Raw genomic sequence first — 21,422 nt, 5'->3', positions numbered from 1 at the left:
CCCGCCTTCCTCCGCGCCCGACCGGATCACCCGCTCCCGCTTCCGCCGCCGAACGCCGGACGGGTTTCGCGCCGCTGTAGTCGCGGTCCGGCCGCGTCCGGGCCCGCCCCGCCCCGTCCAGCCCGGGCCCGCCCCGCTCTGCCCCGCCCTGCCCCGTCCAGCCGGGGTCCGGCCCGGACCGGGCCGGACCCGCTCGCCGCGTCCGTCCCCATGTCGGGACCTGGTGTTCCCGGGGTGGCGCCCGGCATGGGTGGTTCGGCCGCCTTCCGTCGGTTCCTGGCCGTTCCGTATCTCTTGGTGAAAACCCGTATCCGGTGTGTGAAGGTCAGGCGTAGGCTCAGGCATATGCACATTGCGGTTTCCTGGAGATCCAGGGTGACGCCTGGCCCGGCGGAGGGAGAAGCCTGATGACCGACAGCGGCCCCGTCCATCCGTGGCTCGTTATACGGCAGGACGACAACGGCAACCGCTACCGGGTGGGCCGGTACGCGACCCAGGACGAAGCGCAGAAGGTCGCGGACACGCTCGACTCCCGCGGCCACAAGCAGCTCTACTGGGTGGAGCGCGTCGCTCCGACGCCCTGACGCCCCCGATACCCTCGCGGGCATGACCTCACGCACCCCGCACCACGGCACCGGAACCGACCTCGGGACCGGTGCCGTGGTCGTCGTCGCGGCCGCCCTCCTCGACGGCGGCCGCCTGCTCGCCGCCCGCCGCAGCGCCCCCGCCGAACTCGCCGGCCGCTGGGAACTCCCCGGCGGCAAGGTCGAGCCCGGCGAGCGCCCCGAGGACGCCCTCGTCCGCGAACTGCGCGAGGAGCTCGGCGTCGAGGCCGAGCCCGGCGAGCGGATCCCCGGCGAATGGCCCCTCAAGCCCGGCTACGTCCTCCGGGTCTGGACCGCCCGCCTGCTCTCCGGCGAACCCCGCCCGCTGGAGGACCACGACGCGCTCCGCTGGCTCGCCCGCGACGAACTCGACACCGTGGACTGGCTCGACCAGGACCGCCCGGCGGTCGCGGAGGCGGCGCGCAGACTCCCCGTCACGCGCCCCTGAACCGGGCGCGCGTCCCGCTCCCTACGCCGTTCGTGCCCCTGTGCGCCCGTGCCCGCCCCCAGTGGGATATTTCGCGAGTAATTACGGGTATGTCCCCTTTGATCCCTCGGGAGAGGGTGATCCTCTTCCTGCTGCACCGTGCCTGGGGAAGTGATCGCGTGTGATCGACACCGACGGCGCCCGCGCCGAGTGGAACTTCCCGGCGGAGGCCGACGCGGTGCGCAGCGCCCGCCACGCCGTACGCGAGACGCTCCGCACCTGGAAGGTCGACGCGGCCGTGGGGGACATCGCCGTCCTGCTGGTCAGCGAGCTGGTCACCAACTCCCTCCGGTACGCCTCCGGGCCGATCGGCGTGCGGATCCTGCGGGCCGAGGGCACCGCCACCGACCCGCCCCGGCACTCCGCGCTCCTCGTGGAGGTCTCCGATCCGCTTCCGGATCCGCCCACCGAACGGCCCGCGGGACCCGACGACGAGGGCGGCCGGGGGCTCGGTCTCGTCGCCTGCTCCGCGCGCCGCTGGGGCACCCGGCAGGGCGACACCGGGAAAACCGTATGGTTCGAGCTGGCTCTCCCTGGTGAGTAAAGAGAGAGGGACGACGATCACCGGAGCGAGTCGCGAGCCGACCGAGACCACCCTGTGATCGTGGACGTCGTGCCGCCGGGGCCCGCGTGCTGAATACTGCGGGGATGGCCGGTCCGGTGCGGTGAGCTGGAGGGGACGGTCGCGTGAGCGAGATATCCGAGACGGCGGGTGGCGTCGTGTGGCAGAGCAGCCCGCCCGGTTCGATCTACGACTACATCCGGGTCGCCTCCTTCTCGCTCGGGCCCGACGGGCGGGTCGACCAGTGGAGCCGCCGGGCCGCGGACCTCTTCGGCGTCGACGCCCGGGACGCACGCGGCAAGGACCCGGTCGAGGTCTTCATGCCCCCCGAGCTGCGGGAACGCGGCCACCGGCAGGTCAAGGAGGTCCTCGACGGGCGCGAGTGGACCGGCCTCGTCCCCTTCCGCATACCCGGCCAGGCCGGTCCTCCCGGACAGGACGGGGCGCACGGCGTCGCCGAGCTGTACGTCATGCCCAGCGAGACCGACACCGGCGAGCGGGCCGCGCTCTGTATCGTCGTCGACGTCCGCGCCCTGCGGAGGATCGAGACCGACCTCGCCGCCTCCCAGGCCATTTTCGGCCAATCGCCCTTCGGCTTCCTCCTCTTCGGCACCGACCTCACCGTCAAGCGCGCCAACCAGCGCTTCGCGTCCGTCTTCGGCGGCGACGCCGACGACCACCGCGGCCGGAGCGTCCACGACTACCTCGCCAAGCCCGAGGCCGACCGGATGACCGCCGCCCTCCGCCGCGTCCTGGAGACCGGCGAGTCCGTCACCGACCTCCGCATCACCGGCGCCGCCCCCGGCGCCCGGATCCGCCGCCACTGGTCCATCAACCTCTACCGGGTGCACAGCGGCTCCGGCCGCCCGATCGGCGTCGCCGGCCTCGGCGTCGACGTCACCCGCCGGCAGAACGCCGCCCGCGAGGCCGCCAGCGCCCGCCGCAACCTCGCCCTCCTCAACGAGGCCGGAGCCCGCATCGGGAACTCCCTCGACCTGGAGGCCACCGCCCGCGAACTCCTCGACGTCGCCGTCCCCGGCTTCTGCGACCTCGCCTCCGTCGACCTCTACCAGGGGCTCCTCACCGGCGACGAGGCCCCGCCCGGCCGCTGGGGCAGCTCCCACGACGTCGGCTACGGCGCGGGCAGCGCCGAACTGCGCCGGGTCGCCTTCGCCTCCGCCGTCTCCGACACCCCGCTCAGGACCGACGAGGGCCACGGACCGGCCGGCGACGGCGGCGCGCCCTTCCCCGTCGAGGTCGGCGCCGTCCACCGCTACCCCTTCCACTCGCCCCCCGCCGGAGCCCTGCGCACCGCCCGGGTCCGCACCGTGGCCGGCGGCGAGGGCGACCTCGTCCACTCCACCCTCGCCGTCCCGATGGTCGCCCACGACACCGTCGTCGGCCTCGTGCAGTTCTCCCGCACCAAGGGCAGCGAGCCCTTCGGGGACCGCGACCGCGCGCTCGCCGTCGAACTCGCCGCCCGCGCCGCCGTCTGCATCGACAACGCCCGCCTCTACCGCCGCGAGCACGAGCGCGCCCTCATCCTCCAGCGCAGCCTGCTCCCGCCCGGCGACCCCCAGGCCGCCGGCCTCGACATCGCCTGCCGCTACCTCCCCGGCACCGACGCCACCGAGGTCGGCGGCGACTGGTTCGACGTCATCGAACTGCCCGGCCACCGCACCGCCCTGGTCATCGGCGACGTCATGGGCCGCGGTCTGCGCGCCGCCGTCGCCATGGGCGAACTGCGCACCGCCGTCCGCACCCTCGCCCAGCTCGACCTGGAACCCGCCGAGGTCCTCTCCCACCTCGACGAGATCGCCCGCGGCCTCGGCGCCCCCATCGGCGCCCAGCAGTCCCGGGCGAACAAGAACCGCGGCCCCGAACTCGCCGAGGTCTACCTCGCCACCTGCGTCTACGCCGTCTACGACCCGGTGACCAGACGCTGCGTCTTCGCCAGCGCCGGCCACCTGCCGCCCGTCCTCGTCGCCCCCGGCGAGGAGGCCGTCCTCCTCGACGTACCCCCGGGGATGCCGCTGGGCGTCGGCGGCGAGCCCTTCGAGGAGGTCGAGGTCGAACTCCCCGAGGGCTCCCTCCTCGCGCTCTACACCGACGGGCTCGTCGAGTCCCGCGACCACCCCATGGAGGAGGGCCTCAGCGCCTTCCGGCGGGCCCTCGCCGACCGGGCCCGCCCCCTGGAGGACGTCTGCGACCGGGTCCTCGGCACCCTCGACACCGGCCACGGCGAGGACGACATCGCCCTCCTGATGGCCCGTATCCAGGGACTGCCCGCCGAGGCGGTCGGGGACTGGCGGCTGCCCCGCGAGCCCCGCTCCGTCGGCCGCGCCCGGGAACTCGCCCGCGGCCGGCTCACCGCCTGGGGACTCGACGCGCTCGTGGACACCGTCGAACTCCTCGTCAGCGAACTCGTGACCAACGCGCTCCGGTACGGCGAGGGCGAGATACGGCTCCGGCTGCTGCGCGACCGCACCCTGGTCTGCGAGGTCTGGGACGCCGGCCTCGTCCAGCCGCGCCGCCGCCGCGCCAAGGACACCGACGAGGGCGGCCGCGGCCTCCAGCTCGTCGGCCTGCTCTCCGCCTCCTGGGGCTCGCGCCGCACCCCGCGCGGCAAGACCGTCTGGTTCGAGCTGGCGCTGCCCGACGGCGGGTCCACGGCGGAACCCACCGTGGACCAGCTCCTCAGCATGTTCTAGTCAGGACGCCTCCGGCAGGACTCCCCGTCCGGACGCCTCCGGCAGGACGCCTCCGGCAGGACGTTCCCGATGGGATGTTCCCGATCGGGTGTTCCCGTCCGGACGTTCTCCTCAGGCGGTCTTGAGGGCGGCCAGGCGCGCCGCGATCTCCGCCTCGTCGCCCGCCGCGTCCAGCTGCTCGAACTGCGCGTCGAGCGAGGACGCGGCCAGCTCCTGCTTGCCCAGGGCCCGCGCCTCCTCCCGGCGCACCTTGTCCTCGAAGCGGCTCAGTTCGCTCGTCGGGTCCAGCACGTCGATGCTCTTCACCGCGTCCATCATCGTGTTCTGCGCCTGCGCCGACTTCGCGCGGGCGACCAGCTCGTCCCGCTTCGCCCCGAGCTCCGTCAGCTTCGCCCTCATCCGGTCGAGCCCCGAGGTCAGCTTGGCCACGACCTCCGTCTGCGCCGCGATCGTGGGCTCGGCCGTCCGCGCCTCCTTCTCCGACTGCAGCTGCCGGCCCAGCGCCACCTTGGCGAGGTTGTCGAAGCGGTCCGCCTCCGCCGCCTGCCCGCCGGCCCGCAGCTCGTCCGCCTTCCGGCTCGCGGCCAGCGCCTTCCCGCCCCACTCGGCCGCCGCCGCCACGTCCTCCGCGTGGTCCTGCTCCATCAGCCGCAGATTGCCGATGGTCGTCGCCACGGCCTCCTCCGCCTCCGCGATGTTCGCCGTGTAGTCGCGGATCAGCTGGTCCAGCATCTTCTGCGGATCCTCCGCCTGGTCCAGGAGGGCGTGGATGTTCGCCTTCGCCAGCTGGGTGACCCGGCCGAGGACGGTCTGCTTGCTGCTCATGCGCTGCTCCTTGAAGAGTCGTACGGGAGGAGGTCGGAGGGAGTTCGGGAGGTAGGGGCGGAGTCGTACGGGGCGGGGCCAGGGACGGGGGGACGCAGCCGGGACGCGGGGCCCGGGGGCCCGGGGAGTCAGAAGCGGCCGCCGCCGCCCCGCCGGCCACGCGTGCCGCCGCCGCCGAAGCTGCCCGGCCCGCCGCCCAGGCCGCCGCCCCCGAAACCGCCGCCGCCTCTGCCGGAGCCCCCGCCGAACAACCCGCCGAGGATGATGCCGCCGAGCACCGCCCCGCCGAGTCCGCCGCCCCCGCTCCCGCCCATGCCCGTCACTCCGCCCAGGCCGTTCGGGTTCCCGTACCGGCGCACGTCCTGCTCCGCCAGCTCCTGCGCCCGCCGGGCCAGCGCGTCCGCCTGCTGCGCCTCCGCCAGCGCCGCCTGCGGCTCGTCCGCCGCCAGCGCCCGCGCCCGCTCCAGGCGCCGCTGCGCCTCCGCCAGCCGGGTCCTCGCCTCGCTGCCCACCGCGCCCCGGTGCGTCCGTACGTAGTCCGAGGCCGCCCCCAGCTCCGCACGGGCCGTCAGCAGTGCCTGTTCCAGGAGCGTCCGGGCCCGCGCGTCCCCGGACTCGCGCTCCCGCGCCCCGGCGAGCGCGCCGTCCAGGGCCGCGTCCGCCTCCTCGACCCGGCGCAGCGCGTCCAGGGGGTCGTACCGTCCCGCCTCCACCGCCCGCCGCACCTCCGCCGCCACCGCCTCCGCCCGGGCGATCCGGCCCCGCAGATCGCCCGTCGAGGCACCCTCGGCGGTCCCTTCGAGGAGCCCCCGGGCCTCGGCGAGGTCGGCGTCCGTCTCGGTGAGCGCGCCCGGCAGCCGGTCGGCCGCCTCGTCCAGCTCCCGCGCGCGCCGGTCCACCGCCTCGATCAGCCGGGCGGCCTGGTCGACCGCGCCCTCGGCGGCCCGCACGTGCACCGCCGCCGCGCCGTTGTCGCCGCCGTCGACGGCCTGGCGGGCCTGGTTGACGCGTGCGGTGGCGAAGACCAGCCGGTCCTTCGCCTGCTCGACGCCGCCGGCGACCGGCGCGGCCGCCGACTCCGCGTACCGCTCCCGCATGGTCGCGAGGGCCGCCTCGGCGCCGCCGACCCGGCCGGTCTGCTCCCGGAACGCCGCCTCGACCTCGGCCAGCGCCGCCGGGGCGGTCCGCTCCAGGGCCCGCAGCCGGTCGAAGTCCTCGGTCTCCGCGTCGAGCCGGGCGTTCGCCTCGGCGCAGCGGCGCAGGATCTCGTCGAGCAGGGAGCGCCGGGTGGCGTCGTCCTCCGGGAAGGAGTCGTCGAGCTTCTGCCGCAGCCGGAAGGAGGCGGTCAGCTGCTCCTCGGCGAAGGCCACGGCCTCCTCGAAGGGCCGGGTGGCCTCCTCGCCGAACTGGGCGGTGGCGAAGCCGAGTTCCTCCTGGCTGGTGCGGACGGCGTCGTCGGTGGCGACCAGCGTCCGCCGCGCCTCACCGTCCAGCTCCTCCAGGGAGGGCGGCGCGGGCTGCCCCCAGCCCCGCCCGCCGCCGGGGGTGGTGCGGGTGGTGCTCCGCCGGCGCCTGCGGGCGTACGCGTACGCCGCCACCGCGCCGGCGCCCCCGACCAGGGCGATCGGGAGGACCAGGTCGCTGCCGGACGGCGAACCGGACCCGGAGCCGCCGGGGTCGGCGGGGCCGGGGGTGATCGCGGGGGAGGGGACGGGCCGGCCGGCGAGGACGGCGGAGTAGCCGTCCGCCGCGCCGATCGCGGCGCCCGCCCAGTCGTTCTGCCGCAGCGCCGGCTCGATCACGGTCCTCGCCACGTCGTCGAGCTGGTCCTGGGTGAGGCGGGAGTCGGGGTCGGCGGAGTAGCCGTACCGCCGGTCGTGGGTGGCGACGGCGAGCAGCACGTCGTCGACGCCGAGGCCGTTGCGGGCGGCGGTGGCGTCGGCCCAGTCCTGGCCGGAGCGGCCGGAGAAGTCCCGTACGTAGACCACGAAGAGCTGGACCCGACGGTCGTCGTAGAGCCGGTCGAGGGCCGCGGCGACCTCCGGGCGCCGGTCGCGCAGCGCGCCCACCCGGTCGAGGATCTGCCCGTCGGAGGGGAGGACGACGGGGTCGTCGGCGCGGGCGCCGGCCGCGGCGGGCGCGACCAGCCACCACGCCGCCACCAGCATCGCGAGGAGGGCTCGGGTGGCTGTTCGGGTCACAGAAGGGAGGCTATGGGCGGTTTCGCGCCCCCGCGACCGGACGGCCGCCGCGGAAACCGACCGGTGGGGGAGGGGCGTCCCCGTGAGGGCTGATCATCTCCGCGACGCTCTGGGGGCTCGGATGGACGGACGACTGAGGCGGATGTGGCGCAGGGGGCGCTGGTGGGTCCTGGGGCTGGTCCTCGTCCTGGTCGTGCCGCCGCTCTTCGGCGCGCTCGCGCTGCGGGTCGGTTACGCGGGCGACCTGCGCGACGACGCGCGCACGCGGGGGAGGGACGCGTACTGGATCGGGCACGCGTGGGTGGACGGCCGGAAGAAGGACGCCGACCTGCGGGTGCTGGCCGACCGGCTGAGGGGCACCGGCGTCAAGGACCTGTACGTGCACGCCGGGCCGCTCGAACACGACGGCACGCTGCCGGCGGCGCGGCACCCGCGGGCCCGGTGGCTGACCGACGGGATCCACCGGGTGCTGCCGGGGATCCGCGTCCAGGCCTGGCTCGGCGACGTCCTCGCCAACGACGGGCCGGTCGGCCTGCGGCTCTCCGACCCCGCGTCCCGGGCGGCCGTCACGGCCTCCGCCCGGCAGGTCCTGGACGCGGGCTTCGACGGAGTCCACTTCGACCTCGAACCCCTCCAGTCCGGCGACCCGCACTACCTGACGCTCCTCGACGACCTGGGGCGCCTGACCCGCGCCCGGAAGGCGCCGCTCTCCGTCGCCGCGCACCAGATCGACCCGCTGCCCGGTGCGCACTCCGCGCTCCGCGTCTTCTCCGACCAGGGCAAGTGGTGGTCGCAGGAGTACTTCGGGGAGGTGGCGCGGCGGGTCGACCAGATCGCGGTGATGTCGTACGACACGTGGATGCCGCTGGAGAGTCTGTACGGCGGGTACGTCGCCCAGCAGACCTCGCTGGCCCTGGAGGTGACTCCGGAGAGCACCGACCTGCTGATGGGGCTGCCCTTCTTCCACGAGGACGACCTGGGGCACCACGAGAACGCGGAGACGGTGGCGGCGGGGGTGCGGGGCGTGCGGCTCGGTCTGGGCCGCACCGATCCCACGCGCGAGCGCTTCGGCGTGGCCCTCTACGTCGACTTCGCCGAACGCCCCGAGGACTGGACCGCCTACCGCGCCTCCTGGTCCCGCCCGTAGCCGGACGCCTGCCCGCACGGGGAGCGGCCGGTCGGTTGGGCCGCACGGGTGGGTTCGGCGGGGGGCGTCGCCGTGTCGGCCCGGCCCCGTTCCGCGCGTGCCGTTCAGTGGGATGACCAATAGGTCTGATCATCTCCAAATGGCATGAAAACGGACGAAGGGGTAGAAGCATGTCCCAGGTCGGCGCCCCCCAGGGAAGGACATGGCCCGGTCCGGCCACGACCCCCCGCTCCCGGACCCTCCGCTCCGTCGCCACCCTCACCACCGCGGCCCTCGCCGTCACCGTCCTCGCCGGCTGCAGCTCCGACGAGGACGCCACCGGCCCCGCCGCCGCCCAGGACAACGCGCCCACCGCGCGCGCCCTCGTCGACGACGGCGGCACCCTCCGCTGGGCGGTCGACGCGCTCCCCGCCACCTTCAACGCCTTCCAGGCCGACGCCGACGCGGCCACCAGCCGGGTCGCCGGCGCCGTCCTGCCCGCCCTGCACACCCTGGACGAGCGCGGCCGGCCCCGGCTCAACCCCGACTACCTGGAGACCGCCGAGGTCGTCGAGACCGAGCCCCGCCAGGTCGTCCTCTACAAGCTCCACCAGCAGGCCGTGTGGAGCGACGGCCGCGAGATCGGCGCCGCCGACTTCGTCGCCCAGTGGCGCGCCCTCAGCGGCCGCGACACCGCCTACTGGACCGCCCGCAACGCCGGTTACGAGCGCATCGAGAAGATCGAGAAGGGCAAGAACGACCTGGAGGTGCGGGTCACCTTCGCCAAGCCCTACGCCGACTGGCGCGCCCTGTTCACCCCGCTCTACCCGAAGCAGGTGATGGGCTCCCCGAACTCCTTCAACGACGGCGCCCGCACCACCCTCAAGGCCACCGCCGGACCGTTCCTGCTGAGCAAGGTGGACCGGAAGACCGGCGACCTCACCCTCACCCGCAACCCCCGCTGGTGGGGCAGGCCCGCCAAGCTCGACAGCCTCGTCCTGCGCGCCGTCCCGCGCGCCGACCGGGAGGCCGCCCTCGCCGGCGGGAAGCTCGACCTCGCCGAGATCGACCGCTCCACCGCCGAGCGGATCGCCCTCGCCCTCAAGGACGCCGACGCGGGCCGCGGGGGCGCCGAGGCCGCCCGGCTGCACGGCCCCGGCTCCGCCGTCACCCCCGGCAAGGCCCTCAGGTCCTGGGCCCTCGCCCACGGCGAGGACGAGGAGCTGGCCGCGGAGATCAGGGCCGCCCGCGCCCAGAACGAGGCGGCCGTCGCCCGCTACGCCGCCGCCCAGGACACCCTCGCCGGCTACGTCGTCCGCAAGTCCCTGGAGCCCGCCTACACCCAGCTCTCCCTCAACGGCGAGTCCGGGCCGCTCGCCGACGAGCGGGTCCGCCGCGCGGTCGCCCGCGCCATCGACCGCCGGGAGATCGCCGAATCCGTGCTCAAGCCCCTCGGCCTCCCCTCCGAGCCGCCCGGCAGCCACCTGGCCCTGGCCGGCCAGCCCGCCTACGCCGACAGCAGCGACGCCCTCGGCGACCAGGACACCAAGGAGGCCCGCGCCCTCCTCGCCGACGCCGGCTGGGTCCCGGGCGGCGCCCAGAAGAAGCCGGCCGGCACCAAGGCGGGCTCGGAGGCGGAGAAGAAGGCGGAGGGGACGGCCGGGAAGGCGGCCGAGGGGGCCGGCTCCGAGAAGCGGGCCGAGCAGAGCGACACCGCCTCCGACGACGGCCTGTACATCGTCGGCGACGACAAGCCCGGCGGGACCGCCGCCGACGACAAGCCCGGCGAGCTCCGGGCCGGCCCCCGCATCGGCCCCGGCGGCCCCGAGGCCGGCACCCGGGTCCTCGCCCCGGCCCCCGCCGCCGCCCGCGAGAGCGCCGCCCTCCTTGCCCGCGCCGAGGCCCTCGACACCGGCACCCGCGCCGCCGCGGCGGCCGCCGCGCCCGCGAACGCCAAGCCGGACAAGGGCGTCGCCGGCGCCTACGCCCCCCTGGGCAGCGCCGCCCCGGCCGCCGCCCCCGCCGCCTCCCGGGCCCTCGGCAAGGACGGCAAGGCCCTCAGCCTCCGCTTCGTCCTGCCCTCGGGCCCCGGCTCGGAGACGCTGCGGGCGGTCGGCGACCGGATCGTGCGGATGCTGGACGCGGTGGGGATCCGCACCGAGGTGACCAAGGTCTCCGACGACAGCTTCTTCAAGGACCACATCGCCTCGGGCGACTACGACCTGGCCCTCTACTCCTGGCCCGCCTCCGCCTACCCGGCGACCGACGCCCGGCCGATCTTCGCCAAGCCCGAGCCCGCCTCGGACGGCTCCCTGCTCGTCGAGCAGAACTACTCGCGCGTCGGCACGGACCGCATCGACCAGCTCTTCGACCAGGCGGCCGGCACCCTCGACGAGGAGGAGGCGGGCGAGCTGATCCGCCAGGCCGACGCCCGGATCTGGGCCGCGGCCGGATCCATCCCCCTGTACCAGCGTCCCCAGCTGGTCGCCGCCCGGCAGGACGTGGTGAACGCCGGCGCCTGGGGCTTCGCCGCCCCCCAGTACCAGGACATCGGTTTCAAGAAGAGCGAAACGACCAAGGGTAACCCGTCGAAACACTGAAACCGCAGGCCACAACCTCAGAACCAGCTCAAGTTCCTTGCCCGCCGGGCCTCCCGGCGGGCAGGATCGCGTCGGCCCCTTGACCCGGACCGCATGATCTTCCCCACACCCTGAGACCCGCTCTGAAACGTCCCAGTAGACCCTCTCGGATCCCTCCGGGGAAGCCCCTTGCACGCCAGCCCCGTACCATAGGACATAGCCGTGGCGCGTCCGCCCGGCGGGCGTAAGAGGAACTGACGCCGATTCCCACGATCCGAGAGAAGCGCAAGCCACCCATGCCCACGCGCCACGACATCCGTAACGTCGCCATCGTCGCCCACGTCGACCACGGCAAGACGACCATCGTCGACGCCATGCTCAAGCAGGCCGGTGCCTTCGCCGCCCACCAGCAGCTCGACGACCGCATGATGGACTCGAACGACCTGGAGCGTGAGAAGGGCATCACGATCCTCGCCAAGAACACGGCGGTGAAGTACCACCCCAAGGACGGCGGGGCCCCGATCACGATCAACATCATCGACACCCCCGGTCACGCCGACTTCGGTGGCGAGGTCGAGCGCGGTCTGTCGATGGTCGACGCCGTCGTCCTCCTGGTGGACGCCTCCGAGGGCCCGCTCCCGCAGACCCGCTTCGTGCTGCGCAAGGCCCTCCAGCAGCGCAAGCCCGTCATCCTCTGCATCAACAAGACGGACCGCCCCGACTCCCGGATCGACGAGGTCGTCAACGAGACCTACGACCTCTTCCTGGACCTGGACGCCGACGAGGACCAGATCGAGTTCCCGATCGTCTACGCCTGCGGCCGCGACGGCATCGCCTCGCTGACCAAGCCCGAGGACGGCACGGTCCCGCAGGACTCCGACAGCCTGGAGCCGTTCTTCTCCACCATCCTGGAGCACGTCCCGGCCCCGTCGTACGAGGAGGACGCGCCGCTCCAGGCCCACGTCACCAACCTCGACGCCGACAACTTCCTCGGCCGCATCGCGCTGCTCCGCGTCGAGCAGGGCGAGCTGCGCAAGGGCCAGACGGTCGCGTGGATCAAGCGCGACGGCACGATCTCGAACGTCCGCATCACCGAGCTGATGATGACCGAGGCGCTCACCCGCAAGCCGGCCGAGGTCGCCGGCCCCGGTGACATCTGCGCCGTCGCCGGCATCCCCGACATCATGATCGGCGAGACCCTGGCCGACCCGGAGAACCCGGTCGCCCTCCCGCTGATCACGGTCGACCAGCCGGCGATCTCCATGACGATCGGCACGAACACCTCGCCGCTCGTCGGCCGCGGCGGCACCGGCAAGGGCGCGGACGCCAAGTCCGCGGTCAAGGACCGCAAGGTCACCGCCCGCCAGGTGAAGGACCGCCTCGACCGCGAGCTCATCGGCAACGTCTCGCTCCGCGTCCTGGAGACCGAGCGCCCCGACGCCTGGGAGGTCCAGGGCCGCGGTGAGCTCGCGCTCGCCATCCTGGTCGAGCAGATGCGCCGCGAGGGCTTCGAGCTCACCATCGGCAAGCCGCAGGTCGTCACCAAGGAGGTCGACGGCAAGATCCACGAGCCCGTCGAGCGCCTCACGGTCGACGTCCCCGAGGAGCACATGGGCGCCGTCACGCAGCTCATGGGCGTCCGCAAGGGCCGCATGGACAACATGTCGAACCACGGCTCCGGCTGGGTCCGCATGGAGTTCGTCGTCCCGTCCCGCGGCCTGATCGGCTTCCGCACGGAGTTCCTCACCCAGACCCGCGGCACCGGCATCGCCCACTCGATCCACGAGGGCCACGAGCCGTGGTTCGGCCCGCTCCAGACCCGTAACAACGGTTCGCTGGTCGCCGACCGCGCCGGTGCCGTCACCGCCTTCGCGATGACCAACCTCCAGGAGCGCGGCGTCCTGTTCACCGAGCCCGGCACCGAGGTGTACGAGGGCATGATCGTCGGCGAGAACTCGCGCTCCGACGACATGGACGTGAACATCACCAAGGAGAAGAAGCTCACGAACATGCGGTCCTCGTCGGCCGACTCGTTCGAGGCGATCGTCCCGCCGCGCAAGCTCTCCCTGGAGCAGTCCCTGGAGTTCTGCCGCGACGACGAGTGCGTCGAGGTGACCCCGGAGGCCGTCCGCATCCGCAAGGTCGTCCTGGACCAGAAGGAGCGCGCCCGCTCCGCCTCGCGCGCCAAGAACGCCTGAGCCGCGCCCGGCGCCGCAGCCGGGAGCAGCCGCGCCGAGAACGGCTGAGCCGCATCTCACACGAAGGGCCTGGCCACTCGCACACTGTGCGAGTGGCCAGGCCTTTTTCGTCAAACGCATTGCCCGGGGAGGGCGTCCGGATTCCGGTCATCGCTCTCCGGTACGTGTGTTAACGGTCCGTTTCGCGGGTGTCTGTCTGTGCTCAGTTTGTCCGGATTTCGGTATCTGGGGCCTTGGTGATGTTGTCAAAACGAGACCACTTAAGTGTGGTTTACAGCCCGGGCGTACTTAATAGTTGGCTCCATTGAGCTCGGGTCAATGGGTCACGCACTGTGGGGAGTGCCGACTCACGAGCACACTCGGGGTACCGGGGGATCAACGCCGTCAGGGGTGTCGGCAGGTCTCGAAGTGCCCTTCTTGTAGTGACAAGTGGACTCATGAGGAGGAAACCCATGCGCGGTGCCAAGAGCGCCAAGTGGGTAGCGGGCGCGATCATCGTCGCCCTGGCTGCCACCGCCTGCGGCGGGGGCAAGGACGACAAGGGCACGGACGCCGGGGGCAAGGTCGACCCGAACGGCATCTTCTCCATCGAGGTCGGTGAGCCGGAGAAGCCGCTGCTCACCGGTGACACGATGGAGTCCAACGGCTCGATCGTCATGGCCGGTCTGTTCTCGACGCTCGTCGACTACAAGGCCGACGGCTCGCTCGAGATGATCAACGCCGAGTCGGTCTCCACGACCGACTCGAAGCTGTGGACCGTCAAGCTCAAGAAGGGCTGGAAGTTCCACGACGGCACCCCGGTCACCGCCAAGTCCTACGTGGACGCGTGGAACTGGAACGCCAACGTCGAGAACGCCCAGGGCCTCGCCTCCTGGTACGCGGACATCGCGGGCTTCGAGAAGGTCCACCCCGAGGCGGAGGGCGCCAAGCCCACCTCGAAGACCCTCGACGGTCTGAAGGTCGTCGACGAGAACACCTTCACCATCGAGCTCGCGAAGCCGGTTCCGTACTTCGCCCACAAGCTCGCCTACATCTCCTTCGCTCCGCTTCCGGAGTCCTTCTTCAAGGACCCGAAGGCCGGCGGCGAGAAGCCGGTCGGCAACGGTCCCTACAAGTTCAAGAGCTGGGACCACAAGAAGCAGATCGAGATCGTCCGTTACGACGACTACCAGGGCCCGAACAAGGCGAAGAACGGTGGTGTGATCTTCAAGAACTACACCACCCTCGAGGCCGCGTACGAGGACCTGAAGTCCGGCAACGTCGACGTCCTGCGTCAGATCGCCCCGAAGGACCTGCCGGTCTACCGCCAGGACCTCGGCGACCGCGCCGTGGACCAGCCGTACTCCTCGATCCAGACCCTGGCCATCGCCTTCTACGCCGACCAGTGGAAGAAGCCGAAGCCGGTCGACCCGAAGGTCATCCAGGGCCTGTCGATGGCGATCGACCGCGCCACGATCACCAAGACGGTGCTCAACGGCACCCGCGAGCCCGCCACCGGCTGGGTCGCCAAGGGCGTGCTCGGCTACCAGCCGAACGCGGTCGAGATCACCAAGTTCGACCCGGCGAAGGCCAAGGAGCTCATCCAGGCCGGCGGTGGCGTCCCGAACAACAAGATCTCCATCCAGTTCAACGCCGACGGTGGCCACAAGGAGTGGGTGGACGCGGTCTGCAACTCCATCACCCAGGCCACCGGCGTCGAGTGTGTCGGCGACAGCAAGCCGGACTTCCAGGCCGACCTGACGGCTCGTAAGAACCAGCAGGTCAAGTCCCTGTACCGTTCCGGCTGGGTGCTCGACTACCCGGTGAACGCCAACTTCATCTCGGACCTGTTCCGCACGGGTGCGGGCGGCAACCAGGGCGGCTTCTCCAACAAGGAGCTGGACGCCAAGATCGCCAAGGCCGACTCCGCCAAGACCCTTGAGGAGTCCGTCAAGGAGTACCAGGCGATCGAGAAGGACCTGGTGAACTACATGCCGTCCATCCCGCTCTGGTACTACAAGGTCAACGCGGGCTTCTCGGAGAAGGTCTCCGGCGTCGCCTACGGCCAGGACGGCGACCCGATCCTGACCGGCGTCGAGGTCAAGAAGTAATCACCCGAGCGTAGTCCGCATGCCGTCACGGGACTGACGGAACGTCAGTCCCGTGTGCGGTGCCTTACGCAGTGGCTGGGGGGCCCTTCCGTGGCATCACGCTGTCCGAAAGCGGGCAGCCATGCCGTGGGAGGGCCCGTCGGCTGCGGCCGTCACATCTCAACGGAGGCATGATGGGGCGCTATGTCGCACGACGACTGCTCCAGATGATCCCGGTCTTCTTCGGGACAACCCTGCTGATCTTCCTCATGGTCTACAGCCTGCCCGGCGACCCCGTGGCCGGTCTGTTCGGCGACAAGGGCGCCAGCCCGTCGACCATCGAGGCGATCAGACACAAGCTCGGTCTGGACCAGCCACTGTGGAAGCAGTACTGGGATTACATGAGCGGCATCATCCTGCACTTCGACTTCGGGACGCAGATCCGCAACGATCGCCCCGTGACCGAAGTGCTGGGCGACGCGTTCCCGGTCACGCTCCAGCTGGCCACCATGGCCTTCGTGTTCGAGCTGATCTTCGGCATCGGCCTCGGCATCGTCGCCGGCCTCCGTGCCGGCCGCCTGGCGGACAACGCCGTTCTCCTCTTCACCCTGCTGATCATCTCGATCCCGGTCTTCGTCCTGGGCTTCTTCATCAAGATGATCTTCGCGGACAACCTGGGCTGGATCGCACCCAACGTCAGCAATGACAACCTGTGGACAGAGATGATCGCGCCGGCCGTGGTGCTCGGTGGTCTCTCACTCGCCTACGTGGCCCGGCTCACCCGCACCTCCATGGCGGAGAACCTGCGCGCCGACTACATGCGTACGGCGATCGCGAAGGGCCTCCCGAAGCGCCGCGTCATCGGCGTCCACCTCATGCGCAACTCGATGATCCCGGTCGTCACCTTCCTCGGCACCGACATCGGCGCCCTCATGGGCGGCGCGATCGTCACCGAGCGCATCTTCAACGTGAAGGGCGTGGGTGGTCTGATCGCCGAGTCGATCACCCGGCGCGAGGGCACGACCCTGGTCGGCCTCGTGACCGTCCTGGTGCTCGTCTACCTCGCCACCAGCCTGCTCATCGACCTGCTGTACGCGGTCCTGGACCCGAGGATCCGGTATGCCTGACGTGACCAAGACCGCCGCTTCCGTCGACGACGCCGTCGCGTCCCCCTCGGTGACGGAGCCGAAGGAGGCGCCGAAGCAGGAGAAGGCCCGCTCCCTCTGGGGCGACGCCTGGGCGGACCTCCGCCGCAACCCGTACTTCCTCGTCTCGTCGGTGCTGATCGCCTTCCTGCTCCTGATCGCCGCCTGGCCCACCCTCTTCACGAGCGCCTCGCCCACCGCGGGCGACCTGGTGAAGCACTTCCTGGGCAAGCCGGAGCTGGGGAACATCGGTTCCGAGGGCTGGTTCGGCTACGACCAGCAGGGCCGTTCCGTCTACGCCCGCCTGATCCACGGCACGCGTGCCTCGATCATCGTCGGCATCTGCGTCACCGCCATCGTCACCGTCCTCGGCGGCCTGATGGGCATGATCGCCGGCTACTTCGGCGGCGTCTGGGACGCGGTCCTCTCCCGGATCACCGACATCTTCTTCGGCATCCCGTTCCTGCTCGGCGCCATGGTCGTCCTGCAGTCCTTCACCGAGCGCACCGTCTGGGTCGTCGTCGGCGCCCTGGCCTTCCTCGGCTGGACGCAGATGGCCCGCGTCATGCGCGGTGCCGTGATCACGGTCAAGCAGGCCGACTACGTCCACGCGGCGAAGGCGCTCGGCGCCGGCACCAGCCGGATCCTCTTCCGGCACATCCTGCCGAACGCCATGGCACCGCTGATCGTCGTCGCCACCATCGCCCTCGGCGGCTACATCTCGGCCGAGGCGACCCTGTCCTACCTGGGCCTCGGTCTCGCCGCCCCGACCGTCTCGTGGGGTGTCGACGTCTCCACCGCGGTCGACCAGATCCGCGTCGCTCCGCACGTCCTGCTCTGGCCGTCGATCATGCTGAGCATCACCGTCCTGGCGTTCATCATGCTCGGCGAAGCCGTTCGCAACGCCCTCGACCCCAAGCTGCGCTGAGGAGGGCGTAAAACGTGAGCACCATCAACAAGACCGCGTCCGTCCCGACGCCGCGCGAGAGCGCAGAGCACAACGGGCCGCTGCTCGAAGTCAAGGACCTGCACGTCGAGTTCCACACCCGCGACGGTGTGGCCAAGGCGGTCAACGGAGTCAACTACTCGGTGAGCGCCGGCGAGACCCTCGCCGTCCTCGGCGAGTCCGGCTCCGGCAAGTCCGTCACCGCCCAGGCCATCATGGGCATCCTCGACATGCCGCCCGGCCGGATCCCCAAGGGTGAGATCCTCTTCCGCGGCGAGGACATGCTCAAGATGGCGGACGAGGAGCGCCGGAAGATCCGCGGCCGCAAGATCGCGATGATCTTCCAGGACGCGCTCTCCTCCCTGAACCCGGTCCTCACCGTCGGCTACCAGCTCGGCGAGATGTTCCGCGTCCACCAGGGCATGTCCAAGAAGGACGCCAAGCTCAAGGCCATCGAGCTGATGGACAGGGTCAAGATCCCCGCCGCCAAGGCGCGGGTCGGCGACTACCCCCACCAGTTCTCCGGAGGTATGCGCCAGCGCATCATGATCGCCATGGCGCTCGCCCTGGAGCCGGACCTGATCATCGCCGACGAGCCGACCACGGCCCTCGACGTGACGGTCCAGGCCCAGGTCATGGACCTGCTCGCGGAGCTCCAGCGCGAGTACAACATGGGCCTGATCCTGATCACCCACGACCTCGGCGTCGTCGCCGACGTCGCGGACAAGATCGCCGTGATGTACGCCGGCCGGATCGTCGAGCAGGCGCCCGTCCACGAGCTGTACGCGCGCCCGGCCCACCCGTACACCCGGGGTCTGCTCGACTCGATCCCGCGCCTGGACCAGAAGGGCCAGGAGCTGTACGCGATCAAGGGTCTGCCGCCCAACCTGCTCAAGGTCCCCACGGGCTGCGCCTTCAACCCGCGCTGCCCCAGGGCCACCGACCTCTGCCGTACGGAGATCCCGGCCCTGGTGCCGGTCACCGAGCAGGACGGCGCCGATCTGCCGGGCCGCAAGAGCGCCTGCCACTTCTGGAAGGAGACGATCCATGGCTGACCTCAGCAAGAACGACGAGGCCGTGGCCGCCGCCCTGGACGTCCCCGTCCAGCGTGGGGAGCCGATCCTCCAGGTGCGCAACCTGCAGAAGCACTTCCCGCTGACGCAGGGCATCCTCTTCAAGAAGCACGTCGGCGCGGTCAAGGCCGTGGACGGGGTCTCCTTCGACCTCTACCAGGGCGAGACCCTCGGCATCGTGGGCGAGTCCGGCTGCGGCAAGTCCACGGTCGCCAAGCTCCTGATGAACCTGGAGCGGGCCACCGCGGGCGAGGTCTTCTACAAGGGCCAGGACATCACCAAGCTGTCCGGGCGCGCGCTGAAGGCGGTCCGCCGCAACATCCAGATGGTGTTCCAGGACCCGTACACCTCGCTGAACCCGCGCATGACGGTCGGCGACATCATCGGCGAGACCTTCGACATCCACCCCGAGGTGGCCCCGAAGGGCGACCGGCGCCGCAAGGTGCAGGAGCTCCTCGACGTCGTCGGTCTGAACCCGGAGTACATCAACCGGTACCCGCACCAGTTCTCCGGCGGTCAGCGCCAGCGCATCGGCATCGCCCGGGGCCTCGCGCTCAACCCCGAGATCATCATCTGCGACGAGCCGGTCTCGGCCCTGGACGTCTCCGTCCAGGCGCAGGTCATCAACCTGATGGAGAAGCTCCAGGACGAGTTCAACCTGTCCTACATCTTCATCGCGCACGACCTGTCGATCGTCCGGCACATCTCGGACCGCGTGGGCGTCATGTACCTCGGCAAGCTCGCCGAGATCGGTACGGACTCGGAGATCTACGACCACCCCACGCACCCGTACACCCAGGCGCTGCTCTCCGCCGTGCCGGTGCCGGACCCGCAGGCCCGTGCCAACCGCGACCGGATCATCCTCACGGGCGACGTGCCCTCGCCGGCGAACCCGCCGTCGGGCTGCCGCTTCCGCACCCGGTGCTGGAAGGCCCAGGAGAAGTGCTCCACCGACGTGCCGGTCCTGGCGATCCCGGAGCGCTTCCGGGGCCAGGACACCCTCGCGGCCCACGAGTCGGCGTGCCACTTCGCCGAGGAGCGGGACGTCGTCCACGCGGGCTGAACGGCCGTGACGGTCCGCAGGACGGACCCGTAGGACCAGGGCCCCTCGCACCCCCGCCGGGTGCGGGGGGCCCTTTCCGTGCCGCCCTCTCCTCCCGGGTCCGGCCGTGCACTCCCTTGGGCGCCATGAAAGTGCACAACCGTCAATATGAGGTGATATTGGGCCCTAAGTCACGCTTAGGACAATCGGGAGGCACTCCATGCGCGGAGCCACGCACGCCAAGTGGGCCGCACTGGCCACCGCCGTCGCCCTCGCGGCGACCGCCTGCGGCGGCGGTGACGACAGTGGCGGCGGAGGGGCCGACGGCATCGTGAGCTCCTCCTGGGGCGACCCGCAGAACCCGCTGGAGCCGGCGAACACCAACGAGGTCCAGGGCGGCAAGGTCCTGTCGATGATCTTCCGCGGGCTCAAGCAGTACGACCCCAAGACCGGCGAGGCCAAGGACATGCTCGCCGAGAAGATCGAGACGACCGACTCGACCAACTTCACCATCACCGTCAAGGACGGCTGGACCTTCTCCAACGGCGAGAAGGTCACCGCCCAGTCCTTCGTCGACGCCTGGAACTACGGCGCCCACCTGAAGAACAACCAGAAGAACGCCTACTTCTTTGGCTACATCGAGGGCTACGACAAGGTCCACCCGGACGAGGGCGAGGCAAGCGCCGACACCATGTCCGGCCTCAAGGTCACCGGTCCGCGGACCTTCACGGTGAAGCTCACCCAGAAGTTCTCGACCTTCCCCGACACCCTCGGCTACGCGGCCTTCGCCCCGCTCCCGAAGGCCTTCTTCGACGACCACGCCGGCTGGCTCTCGAAGCCCGTCGGCAACGGCCCGTACACCGTCGACTCGTACTCCAAGGGCTCCCAGATGGAGCTCAAGCGCTGGGACGACTACCCCGGTGACGACAAGGCCCAGAACGGCGGCATCACCCTCAAGGTCTACACGGACAACAACACCGCGTACACCGACCTGATCGCCGGCAACCTCGACCTCGTCGACGACGTCCCCGCCGCCCAGCTCAAGAACGTCTCCGCCGACCTCGGCGACCGGTACATCAACACCCCCGCCGGCATCATTCAGACCCTCTCCTTCCCGTTCTACGACGATGCGTGGAACAAGCCGGGCCAGGAGAAGCTCCGCCAGGGCCTGTCGATGGCCATCGACCGCGAGCAGATCACCGAGACGATCTTCCAGAAGACCCGCACCCCCGCCGTCGACTGGACCTCCCCGGTCCTCGGCGAGGAGGGCGGCTTCAAGGACGTCTGCGGCGACTTCTGCAAGTACGACGCCGCCCAGGCGAAGAAGCTGGTCGCCGAGGGCGGCGGCATCCCCGGCGGCACGATGAAGATCTCGTACAACGCCGACACCGGCTCCCACAAGGAGTGGGTGGACGCCGTCTGCAACTCCATCAACCGGGCCCTCGGCGACAACAAGGCCTGCGTCGGCAACCCCATCGGCACCTTCGCCGACTACCGCAACCAGGTCACCACGCAGAAGCTCGACGGCCCCTTCCGGGCCGGCTGGCAGATGGACTACCCGCTGATCCAGAACTTCCTGCAGCCGCTGTACTACACCAACGCCTCGTCCAACGACGGCAAGTACTCCAGTGCCGAGTTCGACAAGCTGGTCGACCGGGCCAACGCCGAGACCGACACCAAGAAGGCCGTCGAGCTCTTCCAGCAGGCCGAGGAAGTCCTCCGCGACGACATGGGCGCGATCGCGCTCTGGTACCAGAACGGCAGCGCCGGCTACTCCGACCGGGTCGAGAACGTCACCCTCAACCCGTTCAGCGTCCCGGTCTACGACCAGATCAAGCTCAAGTGACGTCGTC

At 71.3% G+C, this 21,422-nt stretch carries 15 protein-coding genes; 13 read left to right on the top strand and 2 right to left on the bottom strand.

Features of this window, described 5'->3' with window-relative positions; genetic code table 11:
* Nucleotides 1-407 precede the first annotated feature (407 nt).
* From ACFZCF_RS08140 to ACFZCF_RS08125, 4 genes are all read left to right on the top strand, one after another.
* Entirely contained in the window at nt 408-584 is a 177-nt protein-coding gene (locus ACFZCF_RS08140) for an SPOR domain-containing protein (RefSeq protein WP_189946526.1), read from the top strand.
* 22 nt (nt 585-606) lie between these two features.
* Nucleotides 607-1,053 (top strand): (deoxy)nucleoside triphosphate pyrophosphohydrolase, encoded by a 447-nt coding sequence (locus tag ACFZCF_RS08135; RefSeq protein WP_388436844.1) that lies wholly within the window; start codon nt 607-609, stop codon nt 1,051-1,053.
* A gap of 160 nt (nt 1,054-1,213) precedes the next feature.
* Nucleotides 1,214-1,636 carry an ATP-binding protein gene (locus tag ACFZCF_RS08130; RefSeq protein ID WP_388436841.1) on the top strand — a complete coding sequence of 141 codons (423 nt, stop codon included), beginning with the start codon at nt 1,214-1,216 and terminating at the stop codon, nt 1,634-1,636.
* Nucleotides 1,637-1,779: 143 nt separating this feature from the next.
* Nucleotides 1,780-4,365, top strand: coding sequence for a SpoIIE family protein phosphatase (locus ACFZCF_RS08125; RefSeq protein ID WP_391285405.1), 2,586 nt, complete (start codon nt 1,780-1,782; stop codon nt 4,363-4,365).
* Between the two features lie 111 nt (nt 4,366-4,476).
* Here the strand turns inward: ACFZCF_RS08125 and ACFZCF_RS08120 are convergent, their stop codons facing one another.
* Together ACFZCF_RS08120 and ACFZCF_RS08115 are read right to left on the bottom strand one after the other, a co-directional pair.
* Entirely contained in the window at nt 4,477-5,190 is a 714-nt protein-coding gene (locus ACFZCF_RS08120) for a PspA/IM30 family protein (protein ID WP_391285403.1), read from the bottom strand.
* A 128-nt stretch (nt 5,191-5,318) separates the two neighbouring features.
* Nucleotides 5,319-7,358 carry a TPM domain-containing protein gene (locus tag ACFZCF_RS08115; protein WP_391285990.1) on the bottom strand — a complete coding sequence of 680 codons (2,040 nt, stop codon included), beginning with the start codon at nt 7,356-7,358 and terminating at the stop codon, nt 5,319-5,321.
* A 154-nt stretch (nt 7,359-7,512) separates the two neighbouring features.
* On the opposite strand from ACFZCF_RS08115, the gene ACFZCF_RS08110 reads away from it, so the two are divergent.
* The 9 genes from ACFZCF_RS08110 (at nt 7,513) to ACFZCF_RS08070 (ending at nt 21,415) form a co-directional block, all read left to right on the top strand.
* Nucleotides 7,513-8,538, top strand: a complete 1,026-nt coding sequence (locus tag ACFZCF_RS08110; protein ID WP_391285401.1) for a hypothetical protein — start codon at nt 7,513-7,515, stop codon at nt 8,536-8,538.
* Between the two features lie 170 nt (nt 8,539-8,708).
* Entirely contained in the window at nt 8,709-11,117 is a 2,409-nt protein-coding gene (locus tag ACFZCF_RS08105) for an ABC transporter family substrate-binding protein (protein WP_388436830.1), read from the top strand.
* A 275-nt stretch (nt 11,118-11,392) separates the two neighbouring features.
* Nucleotides 11,393-13,294: a translational GTPase TypA gene (gene typA, locus ACFZCF_RS08100; protein ID WP_388436826.1), complete on the top strand. Its 1,902-nt coding sequence runs from the start codon at nt 11,393-11,395 to the stop codon at nt 13,292-13,294.
* 452 nt (nt 13,295-13,746) lie between these two features.
* The gene (locus ACFZCF_RS08095; protein WP_388436823.1) at nt 13,747-15,384 is read left to right on the top strand and encodes an ABC transporter substrate-binding protein; all 1,638 of its coding nucleotides are present in this window, start codon (nt 13,747-13,749) and stop codon (nt 15,382-15,384) included.
* Between the two features lie 173 nt (nt 15,385-15,557).
* Nucleotides 15,558-16,490, top strand: a complete 933-nt coding sequence (locus ACFZCF_RS08090) for an ABC transporter permease (protein WP_388438867.1) — start codon at nt 15,558-15,560, stop codon at nt 16,488-16,490.
* Nucleotides 16,483-17,436, top strand: coding sequence for an ABC transporter permease (locus ACFZCF_RS08085; protein ID WP_388436820.1), 954 nt, complete (start codon nt 16,483-16,485; stop codon nt 17,434-17,436). Before ACFZCF_RS08090 ends, ACFZCF_RS08085 begins: the two co-directional genes overlap by 8 nt.
* Before the next feature lie 14 nt (nt 17,437-17,450).
* Complete coding sequence (locus ACFZCF_RS08080; protein WP_391285396.1) at nt 17,451-18,509, top strand: oligopeptide/dipeptide ABC transporter ATP-binding protein; 1,059 nt, start codon at nt 17,451-17,453, stop codon at nt 18,507-18,509.
* Nucleotides 18,502-19,590, top strand: a complete 1,089-nt coding sequence (locus ACFZCF_RS08075; protein ID WP_391285394.1) for a dipeptide ABC transporter ATP-binding protein — start codon at nt 18,502-18,504, stop codon at nt 19,588-19,590. Before ACFZCF_RS08080 ends, ACFZCF_RS08075 begins: the two co-directional genes overlap by 8 nt.
* A 199-nt stretch (nt 19,591-19,789) precedes the next feature.
* Nucleotides 19,790-21,415 carry an ABC transporter substrate-binding protein gene (locus ACFZCF_RS08070; protein WP_388436811.1) on the top strand — a complete coding sequence of 542 codons (1,626 nt, stop codon included), beginning with the start codon at nt 19,790-19,792 and terminating at the stop codon, nt 21,413-21,415.
* Nucleotides 21,416-21,422: the final 7 nt, after the last annotated feature.

The sequence above is a fragment of the Streptomyces sp. NPDC007945 genome, from assembly GCF_042958885.1.
GTDB lineage: Bacteria > Actinomycetota > Actinomycetes > Streptomycetales > Streptomycetaceae > Streptomyces.
The sequence above is the reverse complement of the archived record's forward strand: the minus strand, read 5'-3'. Positions and strand labels throughout refer to the sequence as shown.